Annotated in this window: 15 protein-coding genes and 1 pseudogene; 1 reads left to right on the forward strand and 15 read right to left on the reverse strand. The window is 36.3% G+C overall.

Translation table 11 applies throughout. The features are described from left to right. Positions 1-262: 262 nt before the first annotated feature. From G4D61_RS15130 to rlmD, 4 genes and pseudogenes are all read right to left on the reverse strand, one after another. Positions 263-1,249, reverse strand: coding sequence for a ring-cleaving dioxygenase (locus G4D61_RS15130; protein WP_163174271.1), 987 nt, complete (start codon positions 1,247-1,249; stop codon positions 263-265). A 271-nt stretch (positions 1,250-1,520) separates the two neighbouring features. Beyond that, positions 1,521-2,392 (reverse strand): annotated as a pseudogene (locus G4D61_RS15135) (fumarylacetoacetate hydrolase family protein). Positions 2,393-2,746: 354 nt separating this feature from the next. After that, entirely contained in the window at positions 2,747-3,229 is a 483-nt protein-coding gene (locus G4D61_RS15140; protein ID WP_163174273.1) for a CBO0543 family protein, read from the reverse strand. A gap of 1,007 nt (positions 3,230-4,236) precedes the next feature. Continuing rightward, positions 4,237-5,610, reverse strand: coding sequence for a 23S rRNA (uracil(1939)-C(5))-methyltransferase RlmD (rlmD, locus tag G4D61_RS15145; protein ID WP_163174275.1), 1,374 nt, complete (start codon positions 5,608-5,610; stop codon positions 4,237-4,239). A 212-nt stretch (positions 5,611-5,822) separates the two neighbouring features. On the opposite strand from rlmD, the gene putP reads away from it, so the two are divergent. Beyond that, complete coding sequence (gene putP / locus G4D61_RS15150) at positions 5,823-7,316, forward strand: sodium/proline symporter PutP (RefSeq protein WP_025731482.1); 1,494 nt, start codon at positions 5,823-5,825, stop codon at positions 7,314-7,316. 71 nt (positions 7,317-7,387) lie between these two features. Here the strand turns inward: putP and G4D61_RS15155 are convergent, their stop codons facing one another. The 11 genes from G4D61_RS15155 to aceA form a co-directional block, all read right to left on the reverse strand. Further along, positions 7,388-8,299, reverse strand: a complete 912-nt coding sequence (locus G4D61_RS15155) for a diacylglycerol kinase (protein ID WP_025731483.1) — start codon at positions 8,297-8,299, stop codon at positions 7,388-7,390. A gap of 324 nt (positions 8,300-8,623) precedes the next feature. Next, positions 8,624-9,430: an arylamine N-acetyltransferase gene (locus G4D61_RS15160; protein ID WP_367590292.1), complete on the reverse strand. Its 807-nt coding sequence runs from the start codon at positions 9,428-9,430 to the stop codon at positions 8,624-8,626. Between the two features lie 249 nt (positions 9,431-9,679). Continuing rightward, a complete protein-coding gene (locus tag G4D61_RS15165) occupies positions 9,680-10,228 on the reverse strand; it encodes a thioredoxin family protein (protein WP_163174277.1) in 549 nt (182 codons plus the stop codon). A 91-nt stretch (positions 10,229-10,319) separates the two neighbouring features. Next, positions 10,320-10,937 (reverse strand): flavin reductase family protein, encoded by a 618-nt coding sequence (locus G4D61_RS15170; protein ID WP_035354553.1) that lies wholly within the window; start codon positions 10,935-10,937, stop codon positions 10,320-10,322. A 23-nt stretch (positions 10,938-10,960) separates the two neighbouring features. After that, on the reverse strand, positions 10,961-11,566 hold the full coding sequence (locus G4D61_RS15175; protein WP_025731487.1) for an alpha/beta hydrolase: 606 nt from the start codon (positions 11,564-11,566) through the stop codon (positions 10,961-10,963). Positions 11,567-11,907: 341 nt separating this feature from the next. Then, positions 11,908-12,105, reverse strand: coding sequence for a hypothetical protein (locus G4D61_RS15180; RefSeq protein ID WP_025731488.1), 198 nt, complete (start codon positions 12,103-12,105; stop codon positions 11,908-11,910). A 356-nt stretch (positions 12,106-12,461) separates the two neighbouring features. After that, positions 12,462-14,099, reverse strand: coding sequence for a copper resistance protein CopC (locus G4D61_RS15185; protein ID WP_025731489.1), 1,638 nt, complete (start codon positions 14,097-14,099; stop codon positions 12,462-12,464). A gap of 283 nt (positions 14,100-14,382) precedes the next feature. Then, entirely contained in the window at positions 14,383-15,816 is a 1,434-nt protein-coding gene (gene gatB, locus G4D61_RS15190) for an Asp-tRNA(Asn)/Glu-tRNA(Gln) amidotransferase subunit GatB (RefSeq protein ID WP_025731118.1), read from the reverse strand. Between the two features lie 12 nt (positions 15,817-15,828). Continuing rightward, entirely contained in the window at positions 15,829-17,286 is a 1,458-nt protein-coding gene (gatA, locus tag G4D61_RS15195; protein WP_025731119.1) for an Asp-tRNA(Asn)/Glu-tRNA(Gln) amidotransferase subunit GatA, read from the reverse strand. Between the two features lie 12 nt (positions 17,287-17,298). Continuing rightward, positions 17,299-17,589 (reverse strand): Asp-tRNA(Asn)/Glu-tRNA(Gln) amidotransferase subunit GatC, encoded by a 291-nt coding sequence (gatC, locus tag G4D61_RS15200; RefSeq protein WP_025731120.1) that lies wholly within the window; start codon positions 17,587-17,589, stop codon positions 17,299-17,301. A gap of 139 nt (positions 17,590-17,728) precedes the next feature. Beyond that, positions 17,729-19,003, reverse strand: coding sequence for an isocitrate lyase (gene aceA / locus G4D61_RS15205; protein ID WP_025731121.1), 1,275 nt, complete (start codon positions 19,001-19,003; stop codon positions 17,729-17,731). Positions 19,004-19,029: the final 26 nt, after the last annotated feature.

Raw genomic sequence — 19,029 nt, forward strand, 5'->3', positions numbered from 1 at the left:
CACTTAACTGCTTGTAATTTATCTTCGGCAGTAAATTTAACCATAGAAAAACTGCACCTCCAACTGTTAGATGGTGTCTAACAATTGGGGGGCAGTTCAGAATTACTTATTATCTTTCGGTTTTTTACATTCAGTTAAGGTCTGCTTTCCGCGGGTAGTTTTTCCGCAGGAGCCCCAATCTACATTGCCTATTCGGTTAAGAAAAGAATTCAATTCTTCTTTAAAACAGAGATATTACTTACATGTTTTATTAAACCAATTTTTATTTTTCGTATTCCTTCACAAACTCTTTCGTACTTCTAACGGTATCTATTGGACGAACCAATTGCTCAATTTGTTCACGTTTAGGCTCTAAAAATGGAGGTAAAGAAAGTTTTTCTCCAAGCGTTTCATAAGGCTCATCGCCCATAAATCCTGGACCATCCGTTGCAAATTCGAATAAAATTTGCGGTGCAACATTAACATATAATGATTCAAAGAAATAACGATTAACATAACCAGAAGTTCTAAATTGGAAAGCTTCCATACGTTTAATCCATTCCTCCAAAACAGATCGATCCTCGACTCTGAAGGCTGCGTGGTGAACTGTACCAAATCCTTGACAGGCTTGAGGGAGAATCACATTGCTTTCCACAATTACTTGTGCACCATTTCCTCCTTCGCCGACTTCAAATAAGTGAAATGAACCTTCATGGTCAATTTCTTTAAACAATAGAACTTTTTCCATCATTTCCTTGAAATAATCAAAATGAGCTGTACGGACAAAAATCGGCCCTAATCCTGTAATCGCATATTCTAACGGAATTGGCCCTTTTTGCCAAGGCGTTCCTGATGCAACACCTTTATTATGTTCATCAGATATTAATTGATATTGTTGATCATCAAAATCCACAAAAGAAAGAGTCTTCTTGCCAAACTGTTCTTTAATGCCTGAATGTTTTACTTCAAAACGATCAAAACGGCTAACCCAGTAATATAAAGCGGCATCACTTGGTACACGAAAAGACGTTTTTGAAATTTCATTCGTTCCGTGAACACCCTTTGGAATTCCCGGGAAGTCAAAAAATGTCATATCTGTTCCTGCATTTCCTACATCATCTGCAAAAAATAAATGATATGTTTGAATATCATCTTGATTGACACTTTTCTTGATTAATCGCATTCCTAAAATATAAGTAAAAAAATCATAGATCTTTTCGGCACTACTCGTTATCGCTGTTACATGATGTATTCCTTTTAATTCATCCATGTTCGTTCCTCCCAATTACACCTTAATTTAGCCAATCTTCAACGGAATATAGAAATGTTCATTTTCCACATCCATGAACTGAAATATGCCATATATGTTGAAATCAATTATTTCGAATATAAACATCTTTAATTCGAGATAAATGTATCACGAATTAAACATTCTGTCAATCAAATGAACAGTATTAAATGCCACATTGATGTTATGTAAAAGGAGAACAGTATTTCTTATATATTTGTAATGAATATGCCGCTCTCCACCATCCCTCATTTCAATCTGATACTTTGTTCCTTAAAGAATAAAATCTACTTATATTGCATTCAACAATATCGCCATTTCGAATAACGACAGATCCAGGTGTCCCTGTCATAATAATATCTCCGGGAACCAATGTCATAATTTTTGAAAAAATGACACAATGAACCATGGCTGGTACATCATATTTGCAACAACATTACGATGATGAACCTCTTCGTTTAAAATCGTTGCAACAGCTATATCATTTATATTAGGAAACTCATCAATAGTAATTAAATATGGACCAAAGCTAAAAAATGTGTCAAAGCTTTTAGAGCGTTGTAAAAAACGTGGGTTTTTCTTATTAATATCTTGCGCCGTCACATCTAAAGTCGTCGTAAATCCTGCAACAACTTTAGGAGCATCTACTTCTTCTACTTCTTTGCATATTTTTCCAATAATGATTCCAAGCTCAGCTTCTGCTGTTATCTCTTTAGATTCCTTTATTAATTTGATTGCCTCTTGCGGACCAATTAAGCTAGTATCTGGCTTCATAAATATAACAGGCTCAGTTTCAGGTGGCTTTCCAGATAACTCTAGTGCTTTTTCCATATAATTCATCCCAACGCCCAAAATCTTCTTAGGCGTTCGATAAAGCGGTCCATATTGTATCTCGCCTGCCATGAAAGCAGGTAATGTATGTAATTTGGCTTTTCCCTCATTATTAAACCAGAGAGAGATTTCCTCTAGCTCCTCTTTTTGTAAAATATCAAGTAGCTTTGTACTCCAAGTTTTATGCTCTTTTTCATTGATTGTTTTAATAAGAATTATCCGATTATCATGAACAATTGCCGCCGCTTCTTCACCTGCCATTTTCACAGTTGCAAATTTCATATGCATCCCCATCCCCGTCTACAATGTTTTTTCATTTATTAACATTACTATATATAAGAGAATTTATTTTTTCATTGTATAAAGCATCCAAAAGATGGCATACATTTTAGCAATATTCTACAATTATAAGACTTCTATATTTAACTTTATGGAAAAATAGTGAACGTTGCAGGGCAAGGATAACAGAAACCCCCCCCAAATCCGAAGTATTTTTCCACGAAATCAGGGCGGTATCGATTTGTTTATTTTTGGGACTATATAAAAAAGAAAACGAGTAGCATCAATTTATTAAAAAAACGATTGAATACATAAAAATCTGACCGCTGCTCTTTCTGCTTTCTTTGTCGCTTGGAAACGAACTGTTATTCAAGTTCTCTCTCTCTTGAATTTTCTAAAAATTGACACTAAACCTCTTGTAATTAAAGATTTCAAACTAACACTAAGAAATGTATGATACCATCGCCATCGCTTTCTCCATTTTATCAATCCAGTTTTTCGTTCAGCCCAAAGCTCAAAAATTGTAAGTGGGACTGAAAAAAAAAGTAATTTATAAATAATCGCTACCGGTTTATCTTTACTCGTTAATTGATTGTAAATAACAGTAACAATTGGATAAAGGAAAGCATCATACAGTATGTGTATGTTAAATAATTTCGGTAATAAGCGTGTAGGATACGAAATGAAATTCATCGTAACCCATTTATCTAAAATAATATTGGTAATTGCGTTATAAATATATGCAAACAACCAGTCCTTTTTAGGTGGCCGTTTCATTACGAAATAAATCATTACAACGGAAAGTAATAGTAATCCATATAAAAATCTCTTTTCATTTTTCTTACCACCCATGATAATCACCCAATATTAGCTTGCTACTTGTTTGGACTTTTATCCATTTTCCGCAACAATTTTATATCGTTAATGTATACCGTACGTTGAGCAGAAACTCAACGATCAAGTTTAACGCATCCAATATTTAAAGAACGTTATTTTATTGTTGAGAAAGCCCATGGAGGTTGGAGAGATTAATTTTATAAATAAAATAACTTGCGTGTTTATTTTCTTCTTAATTTTAAAAGTGAGATGGGATCTACTGTAATTTCTATTGTATTTCAACTGGATTTTTCAAAAAAAAACCAAAGGTCTTCCGGAAAAAGCACCGTAAAAAATCTACTGATTTAGAAACTTATTTTTATATAAGAAACGTTATTTTTTATAGAGACACAATTGTAAAACCTTAAAGTGTAATCGGATTCTACAGTAACACTCTTTGCAGGATTTCTTTACAACTCTACATTAAATATTTTAGTCCTTCTCCCCCTCTTAACTCCCACATTCCACTGTAGTCGTTAAAATAAAGTTTTCCGATAATAGAGGGAAGAGAAATTCGAGAAAAGACTGACAGTACAAGGAATAATAGAAAAAAGACCCTGAAATCGGAAAAGTTTATTTTCACAAAATCAGGGTCAGAATCGGAAATGTTTATTTTGGCTGAGAGATGTTTATTTTTTTGCTACAATTTCTGTTCAACAAAAAAGTTAATTTCCGAAACCCCCCGCCTCCAACCCGCATTCCACCGTCGCTGTTAAAATAAAGTTTTCCGATGGAACCCCCATTTTGGGGTGTTTTTGATTCAAAAATGACCGTTTTTTCGCCTGTTTTTCCGCCTATTTTTCACGTTTTTTCGAGAGTTAAAATAATCTTTTCTCAAAATTCTTCTCTCGGCCAACTTGGTAAAGGCTTGGTATGACAAGGATTCAACAGAATTATGCCCCGAATTCGGAAAAGTATTTTTTCACAAAATCAGGGCTGTCATCGGAAATTTCTATTTTGGTTCGGAAGTGTTTATTTTTGGGCTACAATTTCAACATTATTTTCGCCACTGCTTCACAGTGCATCGTTTGCGGAAACATGTCCACTGGTTGAACTTCAACAGTTTGATAACTCCCGTCTTCAAGTATTCGTAAATCTCTCGCTAAAGTTGCGGGATTACACGAAACGTATACTACTTGTCGAGGTTTCATCTCGATAATTGTTTTTAATAATGTTTCATCACAGCCTTTGCGAGGTGGATCAACAACTAGCACGTCGGCATTAATTCCTTGGCTATACCATTGCGGAATAATCGTTTCTGCCTCACCTACTGCAAATTCAACATTTGTAATACCATTTAATTCAGCATTTCGTTTTGCATCTTCAATTGCTTCTGGAACAATTTCAACCCCATATACTTGTTTTGCCTTTTGGGCTAAAAACAGTGAAATCGTTCCAATCCCGCAATAAGCATCAATCACTGTTTCTTCACCAGTTAAACCTGCAAATTCAAGTGCCTTATTATACAAGACCTTTGTTTGTTCTGGATTCACTTGATAGAAAGAACGAGCTGAGATCGCGAAACGAATATTGCCGATGTAATCGTAAATCACTTCATTTCCCCAAAGAACCTTTGTTTCATCGCCAAAGATAACATTCGTACGCTTTGCATTTACATTTTGCACGATAGAGCGAACTTCCGGTATTGCTTTTAAAATATCCTCTACTACCATTTTTTTATGTGGTATTTCCTTTGTACGTGTAATTAGAACAATCATGATTTCGCCAGTTTTATGTCCGTAGCGGGCCATAATATGCCGTAACGTTCCTTTATGAAGTTCTTCATTATAAGCATAGATACCATATTTTTCACAAATCTTCTTCACCGTCTGAACAACAATATCATTCTGTTCCTGCTGGATAAGACATGCTTCCATATCAATAATGTCATGCGAACGATGCTTATAAAAACCAGCAATTAATCCGCCTTCACGATCACCTACTGGAACTTGCGCTTTATTACGATAACGCCACGGATCATCCATCCCTAAAACAGGATGAACTTTAACATTTTCCAGCTTTCCAATTCTCGTAAGCACATCTTTCACTTGTTTATACTTTATTTGCAGCTGTCCTGAATAACTTAAATGTTGAAGCTGGCAACCGCCGCAAGCATCATAAATAGGACAAGCGGGTGCGACACGATCTGGACTAGTTTCTGTTAGTTCCATTAATTTTCCAAATCCATAATTTTTATTTACTTTTACCACTTTGATTTTTCCTTTTTCACCAGGCAAAGCATTTGGTACAAATAGTGGATAACTATCTACTTTTGCAACCCCATTTCCCTCGTGCGTTAAATCCTCAAAGTGAACATATATCTCATCATTTTTCTTAACTGGAGCTTGTTGATTCATACAGTTCTTCCTCTTCATATATATTAAACATCGATAATAAGAATGATCTTTTTTGATTGTATCATATTATTTTATTTTTCCTAAATGCTATGAAGGCAATGAATCAACTTTCATTTCACCCAAAAATTCCCTTTGCCCTCTTTTTGTTTCGTTCTTTCAATGATAGACTATTCATAATAATATAATAAACCATTTTATGAAAGGGGCTTTTTATGCTAAGTGACAATACATTTAAATTAATCTCAATCGGGATATATATGATCCTTATGCTATGGATTGGCTGGATTGCCTATCGAAGAACGAGTAATCTAACAGATTACATGCTTGGCGGGCGTTCATTAGGGCCAATGGTTGCTGCCTTAAGTGCAGGGGCTGCCGATATGAGCGGATGGTTATTAATGGGGCTTCCGGGGGCTATCTTCAGCAGCGGTATAGCAGAAGGATGGATTGCAGTCGGACTGACGATCGGCTGTTATTTAAACTGGAAATTGGTTGCTCCACGTCTCCGCTCCTATACAAAAGTTGCTGGTGACTCGATCACGATTCCTGCTTATCTCGAAAATCGTTTCAAAGATCCTACGAAATTACTGAGAATGGTCTCATCTCTTGTTATTCTTATCTTTTTTACGTTTTACGTTTCATCAGGTATGGTTTCAGGGGCAGTCTTTTTTGAGAATTCTTTTGGATTATCTTACTATTTAGGTCTTATTATTGTTGCAGGTGTCGTCGTACTTTACACGCTTTTTGGTGGATTTCTTGCCGTTTCATGGACTGACTTTGTTCAAGGACTTATTATGGTTATTGCCTTAGTATTAGTACCGATCGTTGGCTTCTTTTATACAGGCGGCCCCGCGAAAACATTTGACACTATTCATGCAATCAACCCAGCATTGCTCGATTTCCTAAAGGGGACATCTATATTAGGAATTATTTCTGCACTTGGGTGGGGGCTTGGTTATGTAGGCCAGCCCCATATAATCGTGCGTTTTATGGCTTTAAGGTCCATAAAAGAAGCGAAAGATGCGCGAAGAATCGGAATGAGTTGGATGATTCTGTCACTACTCGGAACTTCGCTTACAGCTTTAGTTGGCATTGTTTATTATCATCAACCAGGTCATACACTTGACAATCCAGAAGCTGTCTTTATTCAATTAGGGCAGATTTTGTTCCATCCTTTAATTGCAGGATTCATTCTCGCGGCTGTTTTAGCGGCAATTATGAGTACAGTTTCCTCGCAATTGCTTGTTACATCAAGTGCATTAACAGAAGATTTATATAAAGTACTCTTTCGAAAAAACGCTTCGGACAAAGAGCTTGTCTTTTTTGGACGTATGTCCGTACTCATTGTCTCAATTGTCGCGGCATTATTGGCATTAAACCAAAACTCAACTATTCTCCAACTTGTTTCATATGCCTGGGCAGGCTTCGGAGCCTCATTTGGTCCAGTCATTTTCTTAAGCTTATTCTGGAAAAAAATGAACTACTGGGGTGCACTTTTCGGAATGATCGTAGGTGCGATTACCGTTATTATATGGACATGGACGGGACTTGATGCAAAACTATATGCCATGATTCCTGGATTTGCCTTTAATTTAATTGTAAGTGCCATTGTGAGCAGCACAACTTACAAACCACATTCGGATATCGAACAAGAATTTGAAAAAAGTATCGCATCTTTAAAACAGGAAACTTCCATTAAATCATAAAGAAAAAAGATTGTCATAAAAGTTCTGTCGCAGAAAAAAGGAGCAGACCTTTTGATGACAATCTTTATTTTTTATACTCGATCTTGAGGGCGCAGTTTTTCGATTGGTGCAAATACATCAATATGGCGATAAAGATTTTGAAACACAGCTGGAACTTCTCCGCCAAGTTCTCCATCCAAATTAATTAATATTTGATCGTCCGATTTTACTTTAATATGGCTTGCAGATGCATAAATGACATTCGGATCATTAATGTGATCGCCGCGTAAAGCCGCTGTAACAACACGAATGAATTCCGCAAGATTAGTTTTTTTCAAGATCATTAACGTAAACAATCCATCATTAATAGAAGAATCTGGTGCTAATTTTTCAAAACCGCCAACAGAATTTGTAAGGGCGATTAAGAACATCATAGCTTCTCCTTCAAAAAGCTTGCCATCATATTCAATCGTCATCTGTGTTGCACGAATTGACGGCAACATTTCAATTCCTTTTAAATAATATGCAAGTTGGCCGAGCATTGTTTTTAGACGGCTTGGTACATCGTATGTCAGTTCTGTCAGCCTTCCGCCTCCGCCAATATTGATAAAATATTTATCATTCATTTTCCCAATATCAACTGGAATTAAATCTCCTTGAACAATAATATCTGTTGCAGCAGCTACATCTCTTGGAATTTGTAGTGCACGCGCAAAATCATTTGTTGTCCCCATTGGAATGATACCTAATTTTGGACGATATTCTTGTTCAGCGAGACCATTCACAACTTCATTAATTGTCCCGTCACCACCAGCTGCAATCACAATGTCATATTTACGCTCTACTGCGATACGAGCAGCGTTCACTGCATCGCCTTCACCAGTAGTTGCATGAGCTGATGTTTCATATCCAGCCTTTTCTAACTTTTGCAGCACATCCGATAGATGACGTTTAAATGCTTCGCGACCAGAAGTAGGATTATATATAATTCTTGCACGTTTCATTCAAATCATCCTTATACTTTTCTTTTCAAGTCAAAAGCGTCCTTACTTTAAGAACTTTATCATATGTATAAATCGATCTTTCTATCCCATTCACTTATATAAGCCTAAATACTTATATTATTAGCGGCTTTGTTTCATTTTCATAAAAAAACCACGACTTTCCTCGTGTCTACTTGAAATATCATACAACTTTTCCGAAAAAAAATCTAGAATATCAGTCTTTCTTGGTATAACTGAACTTTCTAGTTTGTCATTATTAAGATTCCCATTTTCTTTCGATCTTTCTAAATTAATATTGCCTTCAGCCTACAATTTTTTACCGTATCAAAATAAATAAACATCTCGTTTTTGTAAAAAAACTATCGTCTGCTCTAGTGTATCTTCATCAATTTGATATATAGCCTGAATGGTTTGTTTCCACTTATCATAGTCTCTCATTTGAATTTCCCTGATATTGCGATAGTTAATAATTTTTAATGAAAGATCCCGTAAATAATAGCATTCAGACCCATTGAAGTGAACCGCCGTAACACGACGCATTGTCTTGTTGCTAGGATGGTCATAATAAGATTCCTTAATATCTTGTATAAGCTCATGTTCAGATAGTGGTGTCCATTCAATTGTTTTTTTCACAAAAGTTTTTCCAAAAGACCGGCGATCAATTTCAAAACATGTATCAGTTTTTCGTGTGAATATAATTTCTTCACCAAATCCATGGAGAACATGCTGAGGCTTTGTTTCAAGTTCAACAGGCTTTATGATTGGTGAACCATAACCTACATCCACATAAAATTTCCGTTCACCGACTAAGACCATGATGGCAATATGACCAGGATTTACTCTGACAAGTGAACAAGAAAAGCCAAGTTTTTCAAGTAGTTTAGCAAAATTGATATTTAATGTAAAACAAGTTCCTCCCCAGTTCTTATCAATCATGTTCTGTACAAACACTTCAAACGGCGGAATAGCCTGGCCATATTGCTGAAAATAATGAAATTTACTAAATGTTTCGTAGGGGACGATAGATAAATGATGTTGTATTAATCTTTGTAAATAATTCCCTGTAGGTTCCTCACGCTCTAGCTTTAAATATTGGATATATTTATCTACTGCATCCTTCAAATCTATCACTCCAAAAAAAGCTCCTTGTTACTTTTATTATAAGTAAATGTCAATGTTCTGTATAGTTTGTTCACAATTAAAAACGGATGTCGACAACCTTGTTGTTTTTTCAGTTTGTCGACATCCGCTTTTATTTTAGATAGATGGTGGTCTTCCGAACGAATAGCAGCCGCTTCAATTAGCGTTTTTTATATAATGATATTCTATTCCTTTAAGAATTTTCCGTTATTGAAATATTTTTCTTTGCGACTTTTGGCCTCACTCAATTGCTTGTAATGTTTTTACAATGTCTTCGTATATATCATTCCAAAGAACAGCATTATCAGCATAATGATCGACGATTTTTCCAATCATCAATGTTTTCTGCAAATCATCTTTTGGAAGGAGTTCTTCATACAATTGATTTACAATTTGTTGGGCAATTGGGGCACGCGGTCCCCACACAGCTTTTTCCCCTCCTTTTTTATCTATAAAAATAAACATTGGAATCGAACGATATGATCCATTTGTTAAATATTGATTTACAAGCTCCGTATGTTTGTCACGGTAAAGCATTCTCACACCAATATTAGCAACCGCTGCTATTTTTAGTAAAATTGGCACATTCACCATTGCGTCCTTACTTCGTTCCTCAGTAAGAACAATGACACGAAGCTGTTTTTCACGTAGCTTTTGAAATAGTGCATCATCTTTTTTCCTCACATCAAATGCATCGAGAATATACTCAATATGTTCCTTGTAAACTTGCATACTGCTTAAATATATATTTGAAGGAATCCCTTTTTCAAACCAATTGTTTAAATTCATATAATCTCCTCCAATCACGCTTTTTTATTTTATTTACCCTTAATCAAAAAGAAAATAACAAAACGAGCCAGATTATATCTAGCTCGTTTTATTATTGCGGTCTTTTAATTGTAAACATATGACCTAATGCTGCATAATCATTTCCTGCAAGGCGGCTAACAGGAGCAAGCGTTTGACAATCAATATATCCATTATGATCCCGAAGCGAAGAAGCGATATGATATTGAACAATTCGGCCAATAATAAAATCACAACTTGAATTTCCTTGGTCATCTTGAATCTTTACAATTTCATGTAATTTGCACTCATAACGCACTTTTGCTTCCTTTACACCTTGTATAGAAATCTCTTTACTCTGAACAGGAGTAAGTCCGGCTAAGTCAATTTCACTTACATCATTAGGAACAGTTGCTGCTGTTTCATTTACCATTGATACATTTTCCTCATCAGTAATATGAACAACAAATTCTTTTTTCATTAGGATATTCCTTGCTGTATCTTTCATTTCTCCATCTGCCTTACGTTGAACAGAGATCCCAATTAAGGGGGGATTTGCCGAAACGATCGTAAAATAACTGAATGGTGCACCATTTAAAGTGCCGTCCTCTGCAAGTGACGTAATAAATGCAATAGGTCTTGGTATTAACGTTCCGGTCAAGAACTTATAATTTTCTTTTTCAGATAAACTTTCTGGATCAATGGAAAGCATGGAACCACCCCACTAGTAGAATTTTATATAAATTTATGATACCATTCCGCTGCTTTTTCTACCTCTTTCATCGTTAATTGGTGGCCGAAATGATCCCAATGCACGGTTACATCTGCTCCTTTTATTTGAAGCATATCGCGTAATTCATTCGTTTCTTCTGGAGCACAAAGCGGATCATTTGTACCTGCTCCAATAAAAACTGGAATTCCCGTTAAATCCGGAAGTAATATATCCCGGCGCGGAACCATTGGATGATGAAGAATAGCCCCCTGCAAGACTGTTTCAAAATAGAATAATAAACTAGCAGCGATATTAGCACCATTTGAGTAGCCAATCGCTACACATTTTTTACGGTCAAATTCATACTGATCAGCAGCTTGGTCAATGAATTCTTTTAATTCAAATGTTCTTTTTTCTAAATCTTCGAGATCAAATATACCTTCCGCAACGCGCTTAAAAAATCTTGGCATCCCATTTTCCAAAACATTCCCTCTAATACTTAGAATAGATGCCTCTGGATCAATTAAATCTGCTAATGATAATAAAGATTGTTCATCTCCGCCTGTTCCATGGAGTAAAACAAGTGTCGGTTTGATAGGGTCTTTTCCTTGTATAAAAATATGCTTCATTGTAACTAACCTTCCTTTTTAAATTAAAAAAAATCGGTCATGACTCTTTTATTCGCTCAGTTTGTAGCTAATTTTTTTAAAATATTTATGGAAATCATCAATATAAATCCTACTATATCTTCAAAAATATTTTATTATCTTGAATTCGAGATAATTATACATCGAAAAGCACATTAAATCAATTTTATCGAATAAACTAGTTTAAGTAATCTTATAAGAGCTAATGAAGCCGTTTATAAACAGCATAACCTTCTGTACTAACAGAGCCGGTTTTCTATGAAAATAAAACCGGCTCGCTTAATCATTTATTTTTCTTTAATGAATATCACTCTGTCAGCACTTTATGCTGATCCCTTTTGTTTTTTTAATAGGATTAATTGCAAGTTTTGATATTTTACTTTTAAAAAATGGTCTTTACAATAATATCCGATTAATTGATTGCTCTTCCAATCATATACTGGATAGACAGCATCAATTTCTGCACCTACTTTTTTCAAACAATATGCACACATTGTTTTGAAGCTGAAACCATCACACATTGTTTGGCACACCCTCTTTTTCTTTTATCCTTAAATACTTGCATATTTTACCCGCCTTTATACGCCCTAAACCTCATGCGATTAAACAAATATAATATGAGTCAAATATCCCAAGCCAAAATTCATTCAGTCGTCTCATATTACTGATTGAATCATTTGTCGGTGATTGAAATACTGCAAATGAGGGGAATTGGCTTTTCAACAAGAGAACCCGCGGAAAGCGAGCCCCTGTAGCGGAAATCATCGCCAAACTTTACAATTGAAACAAAAAAACTGTAAGCAAACTTCCATTTAAAGAGAGTTTGCCTACAGTCTTAAATACATCTATTGTATTCTGTAAAACGAATCATATTCATTTATTGACTTCCTACGACCGCTTGAAACTGTGCATCGTAGCTGTCTAATGACTTTGTTAAAACATGTACAGTTATCTTCCACTGTCCAGCCATATTTAAATACAATCCTTTTTTCTCATACACCCCTGATGATTTTTCCGGAATAATCATCGTTGTTGCATTCATATTCATAGTAGAGTGTTCAAACTTAAGCGTAACTTGTGCAACATTCGTTATACGATGCCCATTTTTATCTTTCAGCCTCACCTTGAATTCATTCATTCCTTCAACATTTGGACTAACTTGTAATGTAACTTGATGCTGCTGAACTTGTTTTGTTTGTGAAAAAGGTCCTGGCGCCGACATCGCTGTAGGTAAATTGGTTAAAACTGAAACGGCAACCATCACTAAAACACCTACTACAAATTCAAATAACACAGTACGCCGAATATTTCTTCCCTTTCTACTGCCTTTAATGAAATGATAAGCGCCCATTCCTAACATGATAAAAAATAATACGATTTTCACAATCAGTGTTTTGCCATAAACCGTATGGAACAATGCATACCATGTTGGAATATATGCAAGACTCCCATAAATTCCAGTTATAATAATTACAGCAACAGCGATAAAGGCCAATATTGAAAATCGCTGTACAGCATGCAAATACCACATTTTTTCATCTTTTGGCGCAGAAGCATTGCTCGGTGATAATAAAAAGATTGCAATTAAACCGCCAACCCAAATAGAGGCAAAAAGTAAATGCAAGAAATCCATTGCCATCCCAAGCCATTCATGATTTGAACTAGTTGCATGGCTCGTTATTGATTTTGTGATAAGTAAACCTATAAAAACAATGAGCGTTTCCATCCAGCTCTTTAGAGAAAATTGATTTCTAACAATAGTCGATAAATAATTTGTACCGAATAACGCCACCAGCAATGCCAGCTGGATCAGCCAAATAATTCCAAAGGAAGTTTCCGTCAATGTCTTAATTAACAATGATGGCTGAAAAGCGTGAAGCCAAGATACGTTTGCATTGATTGTCGTTTGTAAAGGCAGATCGAGTAAAATAGCGATCGTCATCCCAATCCATGCAATCCAAATTCCTTTTATACTTCTCTGTTTCATTTTTTGGCTATATTGTTGTTGAATGAGTAGATTAAACATAATAATGCCAATAAATAGCGCGAAGCTAATATATAGCAATACACGCAATATAATCATATCGGCTTGTGGAACATATCCGGATGTTTTCGCTTCAGCTTGAACACTGCCCTTTCCAGTACCAACATTGAAGGGAATGACTCCTTGAACAGGATGGCCATCTGCTGAAATGGCTTTCCATTGAACAGTATATGTATCTTTCGAAACTTTCCCCTTTATATTCACTTCAAGTATGGAACCATTGTGAGGATCAATTTTAGAAGATGTCGTTGCTACTTTTTTCCCAGAGGAGTTCACCAATGTTATTGAATGAAACCCTGTTTGGATCGACTCGCTAAATTGAATTCGGATCTGCTTTGGCGGCTCCTTCAATACTGCATTTTCACTAGGGTTCGAACTGATTACATATGCATGCGCAAAAGATTGTATTGGAAACAGAACTGTCACAATACACATCAAAAGTAGAAGTAACCAAGATACTTTTTTATTCATTTTTGCCGCTTCTCTCATATTTAAGACCTTTCTTATTTTCACAATTATTCTTATTGTCTCTTTCTCATAGATTGATTATTCGAGTTAAAGTCTAAAGCTATTGTAAATAAGAGACTTAAAAAGTTCAATGAATCGACCTTTTGTTCACAAATCATACAAATTTAAGGGTTCTCCTTCCGTGGAAGTCTCACCCCTTGCGCTTCAATCGTCTCCTTAATAAAAAAGGGCTGGCATCGTATATCTCTTTAAAGATACATGATGTCAAACCCAATTTTTTAAGACATTAACGCTTATTCATTTCTTGAATCAATAATTTATTTACCATTGGTGGGTTCGCTTGCCCTTTCGTTGCCTTCATGACTTGTCCGACTAAAAATCCTAATGCACGGTCTTTACCGTTTTTGAAGTCAATGATAGATTGTTCATTTTTATCTAGAATATCTGTCACATATTTCAATAGTTCGCCTTCATCGGAAATTTGGACAAGTCCTTTTTCCTTCACAATTTTTTCCGGATCTCCGCCTTTTTCAACAAGCTCTTTGAATACTTTCTTCGCCATTTTGGAGGAAAGCGTTCCATTTTCAATTAATTTAATCATCCCAGCTAAACTTTCAGGTGTTAAAGGAATATCATGAATCTCTTTTTGAACAGCATTTAAGTGTGCTGAAACTTCACCCATTAGCCAATTTGATGCTTGTTTTGCTGGAGCTCCTGCGGCAATCGTTGCTTCAAAGAAATCTGACATTTCTTTTGTTAATGTTAATACCATTGCATCGTACGCAGGTAATCCTAACTCTTCTACATAACGTTTTTTACGTTGATCTGGAAGTTCAGGAATCTCGGCACGAACTCTTTCTTTCCATTCATCGTCAATATAAAGTTTGACTAGATCCGGTTCTGGGAAATAACGATAATCATCAGAACCTTCTTTTACACGCATTAAAATTGTTTCACCAGTTGCTTCATCATAACGGCGTGTTTCTTGATCAATAACCCCACCAGAAAGAAGCACTTTTTCTTGACGCTTCTGTTCAAACTCTAATCCTTTACGTACATAGTTAAAAGAATTTAAGTTTTTTAATTCTGTTTTCGTTCCAAATTCTTCTTGCCCAATTGGTCGAAGTGAGATATTTGCATCACAGCGAAGAGAACCTTCTTCCATTTTACAGTCAGAAACACCTGTATATTGAATAATGGATTTTAGTTTTTCAAGATACGCGTATGCCTCTTCAGGTGTACGAATATCTGGTTCCGAAACAATTTCAATTAGCGGTGTTCCTTGACGGTTATAATCGACAAGCGAATACCCTTCACTTGATACGTGTGATAATTTACCAGCATCTTCTTCTAAATGGATACGGGTAATACCAATTTTTTTCGTTTTGCCGTCTACTTCAATTTCAATCCAACCATGTTCCCCAATCGGCTGATCATATTGAGAAATTTGGTACGCCTTCGGATTATCCGGATAGAAATAGTTTTTACGATCAAATTTTGTTTCCGTTGCAATTTGACAATTTAACGCCATCGCAGCTTTCATGCCGAAGTCCACGACTTGTTTATTTAAAACAGGCAGTACTCCAGGATAGCCAAGGTCAATCACATTTGTGTTTGTATTTGGCTCAGCACCAAAATGCGCAGGTGCTGGAGAGAAAATTTTTGTATTTGTTTTTAATTCAACGTGTACCTCGAGTCCAATGACAGTTTCAAAGTTCATGCTTTTCACCCCTTACAATTGTGGTTTTTGTTTATGGAAATCAGTTGCTTGCTCAAATGCATGTGCAACACGATAAACTGTGCTTTCATCAAAATGTTTTCCGATAATTTGTAAACCTAATGGCAGACCATTCACGAATCCGCATGGAACAGAGATCCCTGGTACACCAGCTAAATTTACTGGAATCGTTAAAATGTCATTTGCATACATTGTTAATGGATCATCAACGATTTCTCCAATTTTAAACGCAGGTGTTGGAGTTGTTGGTCCAATAATGACATCATATTTTTCTAAAATATCATCGAAGTCTTTTTTAATTAATGTACGGGCTTGTTGTGCCTTTTTGTAATACGCATCATAGTAGCCAGCACTAAGAGCAAAGGTACCAAGCATAATACGGCGTTTTACTTCTTCGCCAAAGCCTTCTGAACGAGTTTTTTTGTATAGTTCTTCAAGATTTTTCGCATTAGGCGTGCGATATCCGTAACGAACGCCGTCAAAGCGCGCTAAGTTTGAAGAAGCTTCAGAAGACGCTAATAGATAGTAGGTTGCTACACCATATTTAGAATGAGGTAAAGAAACTTCTTCCCAAGTAGCACCTAATCCTTCAAGTACTTTTAGAGCACTTAACACAGATTGACGTGCTTCTTCTGATACACCTTCACCAAGGTATTCTTTTGGAACTGCAATTTTTAACCCTTTAATATCTCCTGTTAATGCTTGTACATAATTTGGCACTTCAACATTTGCAGAAGTAGAATCGTGTGGATCTACGCCGGAAATAGCTTGCAATAGATAGGCATTATCCTCAACAGTACGTGTAATTGGCCCAATTTGGTCTAGTGACGAAGCAAAAGCAACTAAACCAAAACGAGATACGCGTCCATAAGTCGGCTTCATCCCAACAACACCGCAGAATGCTGCAGGTTGACGGATTGAACCGCCTGTGTCAGACCCTAGAGAGAAAGGAACTTCTCCTGCAGCAACTGCTGCTGCTGAGCCACCTGAAGAACCACCAGGAACAGTATTTAAATTCCATGGATTATGTGTAATTTGAAATGCTGAGTTTTCGGTAGATGATCCCATCGCAAACTCATCCATATTCAATTTCCCAATTGTAATCGTATTTGCACTATGTAATTTCCCCATAACTGTTGCATCATAAATTGGATCAAAGTTTTCAAGAATTTTACTTGCACAAGTAGTGCGAAGTCCTTTAGTAACAATATTATCCTTGATTCCAATTGGCATACCGAAAAGAACTTGTTGTGATTCCTCTGTACCAATCTTTTCGTCTAAGTCTTTCGCTTGTTGACGGGCCTCTTCCTCGTTTAATGCTAGGAAAGCTTGAACTTTATCATCCGTTTCTTGAATACGACGATAAGATTCGTCTACTAGTTCAGAAACTTTCACTTCTTTTTTATGTAAAAACTCATGCAGTTCAGAAATTTTATGATCAAATAGAGACATGTTTTCCCCTCCTTATTCGATAATTGTTGGAACTTTAATTTGTCCGTCTTGATGATCTGGTGCATTTTTTAGTACTTCTTCTCTTGGTAATCCTTTTTCAACAATATCGTCACGCATAACGTTTTGGATTTCTAATACATGTGTAGTAGGCTCTACATTTTTTGTATCTAGTTCATTCAATGATTCTGCTAAATGGATAATATTCCCCAATTGTGTTGTGAATTTTTCCACTTCAGCTTCATTCATTTCAAGGCGTGCCAAGTTCGCAACGTGTTTAACTTGCTCTTTCGAAATATCAGACATCAACCCTTCACCTCCATCAATAATCGAACCTTACAATACTATTGATAATAGCAGAAATCTCCACAAATTAGCAAGGGGTCTGACCCCTTTAACATAGTAAAGCTCGTATTGGCATTCAATACGAGCTTTACTTACTTTCTTAAACAAATTGTTCTTGTTCAGTTGAACCTTTTAGAGCAGTAGTTGAAGATTTTCCTCCAGTAATTACCATCGATACTTCATCAAAGTAACCAGTACCCACTTCACGTTGATGCTTTGTTGCTGAGTAACCGAATTTTTCATTATCAAATTCCGCCTGTTGTAATGCCGAATAAGCAGCCATTCCATGATCACGATAGTCTTTAGCGAGATCGAACATACTATGATTAAGTGCATGGAATCCAGCAAGTGTAACAAATTGGAATTTATAGCCCATTTTTGCAAGTTCTTTTTGGAAATTAGCGATTGTCTTTTCATCTAATTTCTTCTTCCAGTTAAACGATGGAGAGCAATTATAAGCTAAAAGTTTATCTGGGAATTTTTCATGGATTGCTTCTGCAAAGCGACGAGCTTCATCAATATTTGGTTCAGCCGTTTCACACCAGATTAAATCGGCATATGGTGCATATGCAAGACCGCGAGCAATAGCTTGATCTAATCCAGCCTTTGTGCGGAAAAATCCTTCTGCCGTCCTTTCACCTGTGATAAACGGTGCATCGTAAGGATCTACATCACTTGTAATTAAGTTTGCTGCATTCGCATCTGTACGCCCAATTATAACAGTTGGAACGCCCATCACATCAGCTGCTAGGCGTGCTGAAACAAGATTGCGGATTGCCGTTTGTGTAGGAAGCAGTACCTTTCCGCCTAAATGGCCGCATTTTTTCTCTGATGAAAGCTGATCTTCAAAATGAACAGCAGATGCACCTGCTTCAATCATCGCCTTCGTTAATTCAAATACATTCAGCGGACCGCCAAATCCAGCTTCTGCATCTGCTACAATTGGGGCAAACCAATCAATTTGATCATTCCCTTCAACATGATGGATTTGATCTGCACGCTGTAATGCTTGATTAATCCGTTTTACTACATGCGGAACACTGTTAGCTGGATATAAGCTTTGATCAGGATACATTTGTCCAGCTAGATTTGCGTCTGCTGCTACTTGCCAACCACTTAAATAAATTGCTTTTAATCCTGCCTTAACCTGTTGAACAGCTTGATTACCAGTTAAAGCGCCTAATGCCGGAATAAAATCTTCTTGATGAAGCAGGCTCCAAAACTTCTCAGAACCACGACGTGCCAACGTATACTCAATTTCAATTGATCCTCTTAGTTTCAGTACTTCTTCAGCTGTATAAGGGCGTTTAACCCCTTTCCATCTTTCATCTGTTTCCCAGCTTGCTTGAAGTTGCTTTGCTTGTTCTTTTCCCATCAAAAATTCCTCCCAATTTAGAATTA

This window comes from Heyndrickxia ginsengihumi, from assembly GCF_011008565.1.
Lineage (GTDB): Bacteria > Bacillota > Bacilli > Bacillales > Bacillaceae_C > Weizmannia > Weizmannia ginsengihumi.

What these genes read in the sequence shown, in the direction of transcription:
- G4D61_RS15130 (WP_163174271.1), bottom strand. Translation starts at nt 1,249, where the DNA reads ATGGATGAATTAAAAGGAATACATCATGTAACAGCGATAACGAGTAGT.
- G4D61_RS15140 (WP_163174273.1), bottom strand. Translation starts at nt 3,229, where the DNA reads ATGGGTGGTAAGAAAAATGAAAAGAGATTTTTATATGGATTACTATTA.
- rlmD (WP_163174275.1), bottom strand. Translation starts at nt 5,610, where the DNA reads ATGAATCAACAAGCTCCAGTTAAGAAAAATGATGAGATATATGTTCAC.
- putP (WP_025731482.1), top strand. Translation starts at nt 5,823, where the DNA reads ATGCTAAGTGACAATACATTTAAATTAATCTCAATCGGGATATATATG.
- G4D61_RS15155 (WP_025731483.1), bottom strand. Translation starts at nt 8,299, where the DNA reads ATGAAACGTGCAAGAATTATATATAATCCTACTTCTGGTCGCGAAGCA.
- G4D61_RS15165 (WP_163174277.1), bottom strand. Translation starts at nt 10,228, where the DNA reads ATGAATTTAAACAATTGGTTTGAAAAAGGGATTCCTTCAAATATATAT.
- G4D61_RS15170 (WP_035354553.1), bottom strand. Translation starts at nt 10,937, where the DNA reads ATGCTTTCCATTGATCCAGAAAGTTTATCTGAAAAAGAAAATTATAAG.
- G4D61_RS15175 (WP_025731487.1), bottom strand. Translation starts at nt 11,566, where the DNA reads ATGAAGCATATTTTTATACAAGGAAAAGACCCTATCAAACCGACACTT.
- G4D61_RS15180 (WP_025731488.1), bottom strand. Translation starts at nt 12,105, where the DNA reads ATGTGTGATGGTTTCAGCTTCAAAACAATGTGTGCATATTGTTTGAAA.
- G4D61_RS15185 (WP_025731489.1), bottom strand. Translation starts at nt 14,099, where the DNA reads ATGAATAAAAAAGTATCTTGGTTACTTCTACTTTTGATGTGTATTGTG.
- gatB (WP_025731118.1), bottom strand. Translation starts at nt 15,816, where the DNA reads ATGAACTTTGAAACTGTCATTGGACTCGAGGTACACGTTGAATTAAAA.
- gatA (WP_025731119.1), bottom strand. Translation starts at nt 17,286, where the DNA reads ATGTCTCTATTTGATCATAAAATTTCTGAACTGCATGAGTTTTTACAT.
- gatC (WP_025731120.1), bottom strand. Translation starts at nt 17,589, where the DNA reads ATGTCTGATATTTCGAAAGAGCAAGTTAAACACGTTGCGAACTTGGCA.
- aceA (WP_025731121.1), bottom strand. Translation starts at nt 19,003, where the DNA reads ATGGGAAAAGAACAAGCAAAGCAACTTCAAGCAAGCTGGGAAACAGAT.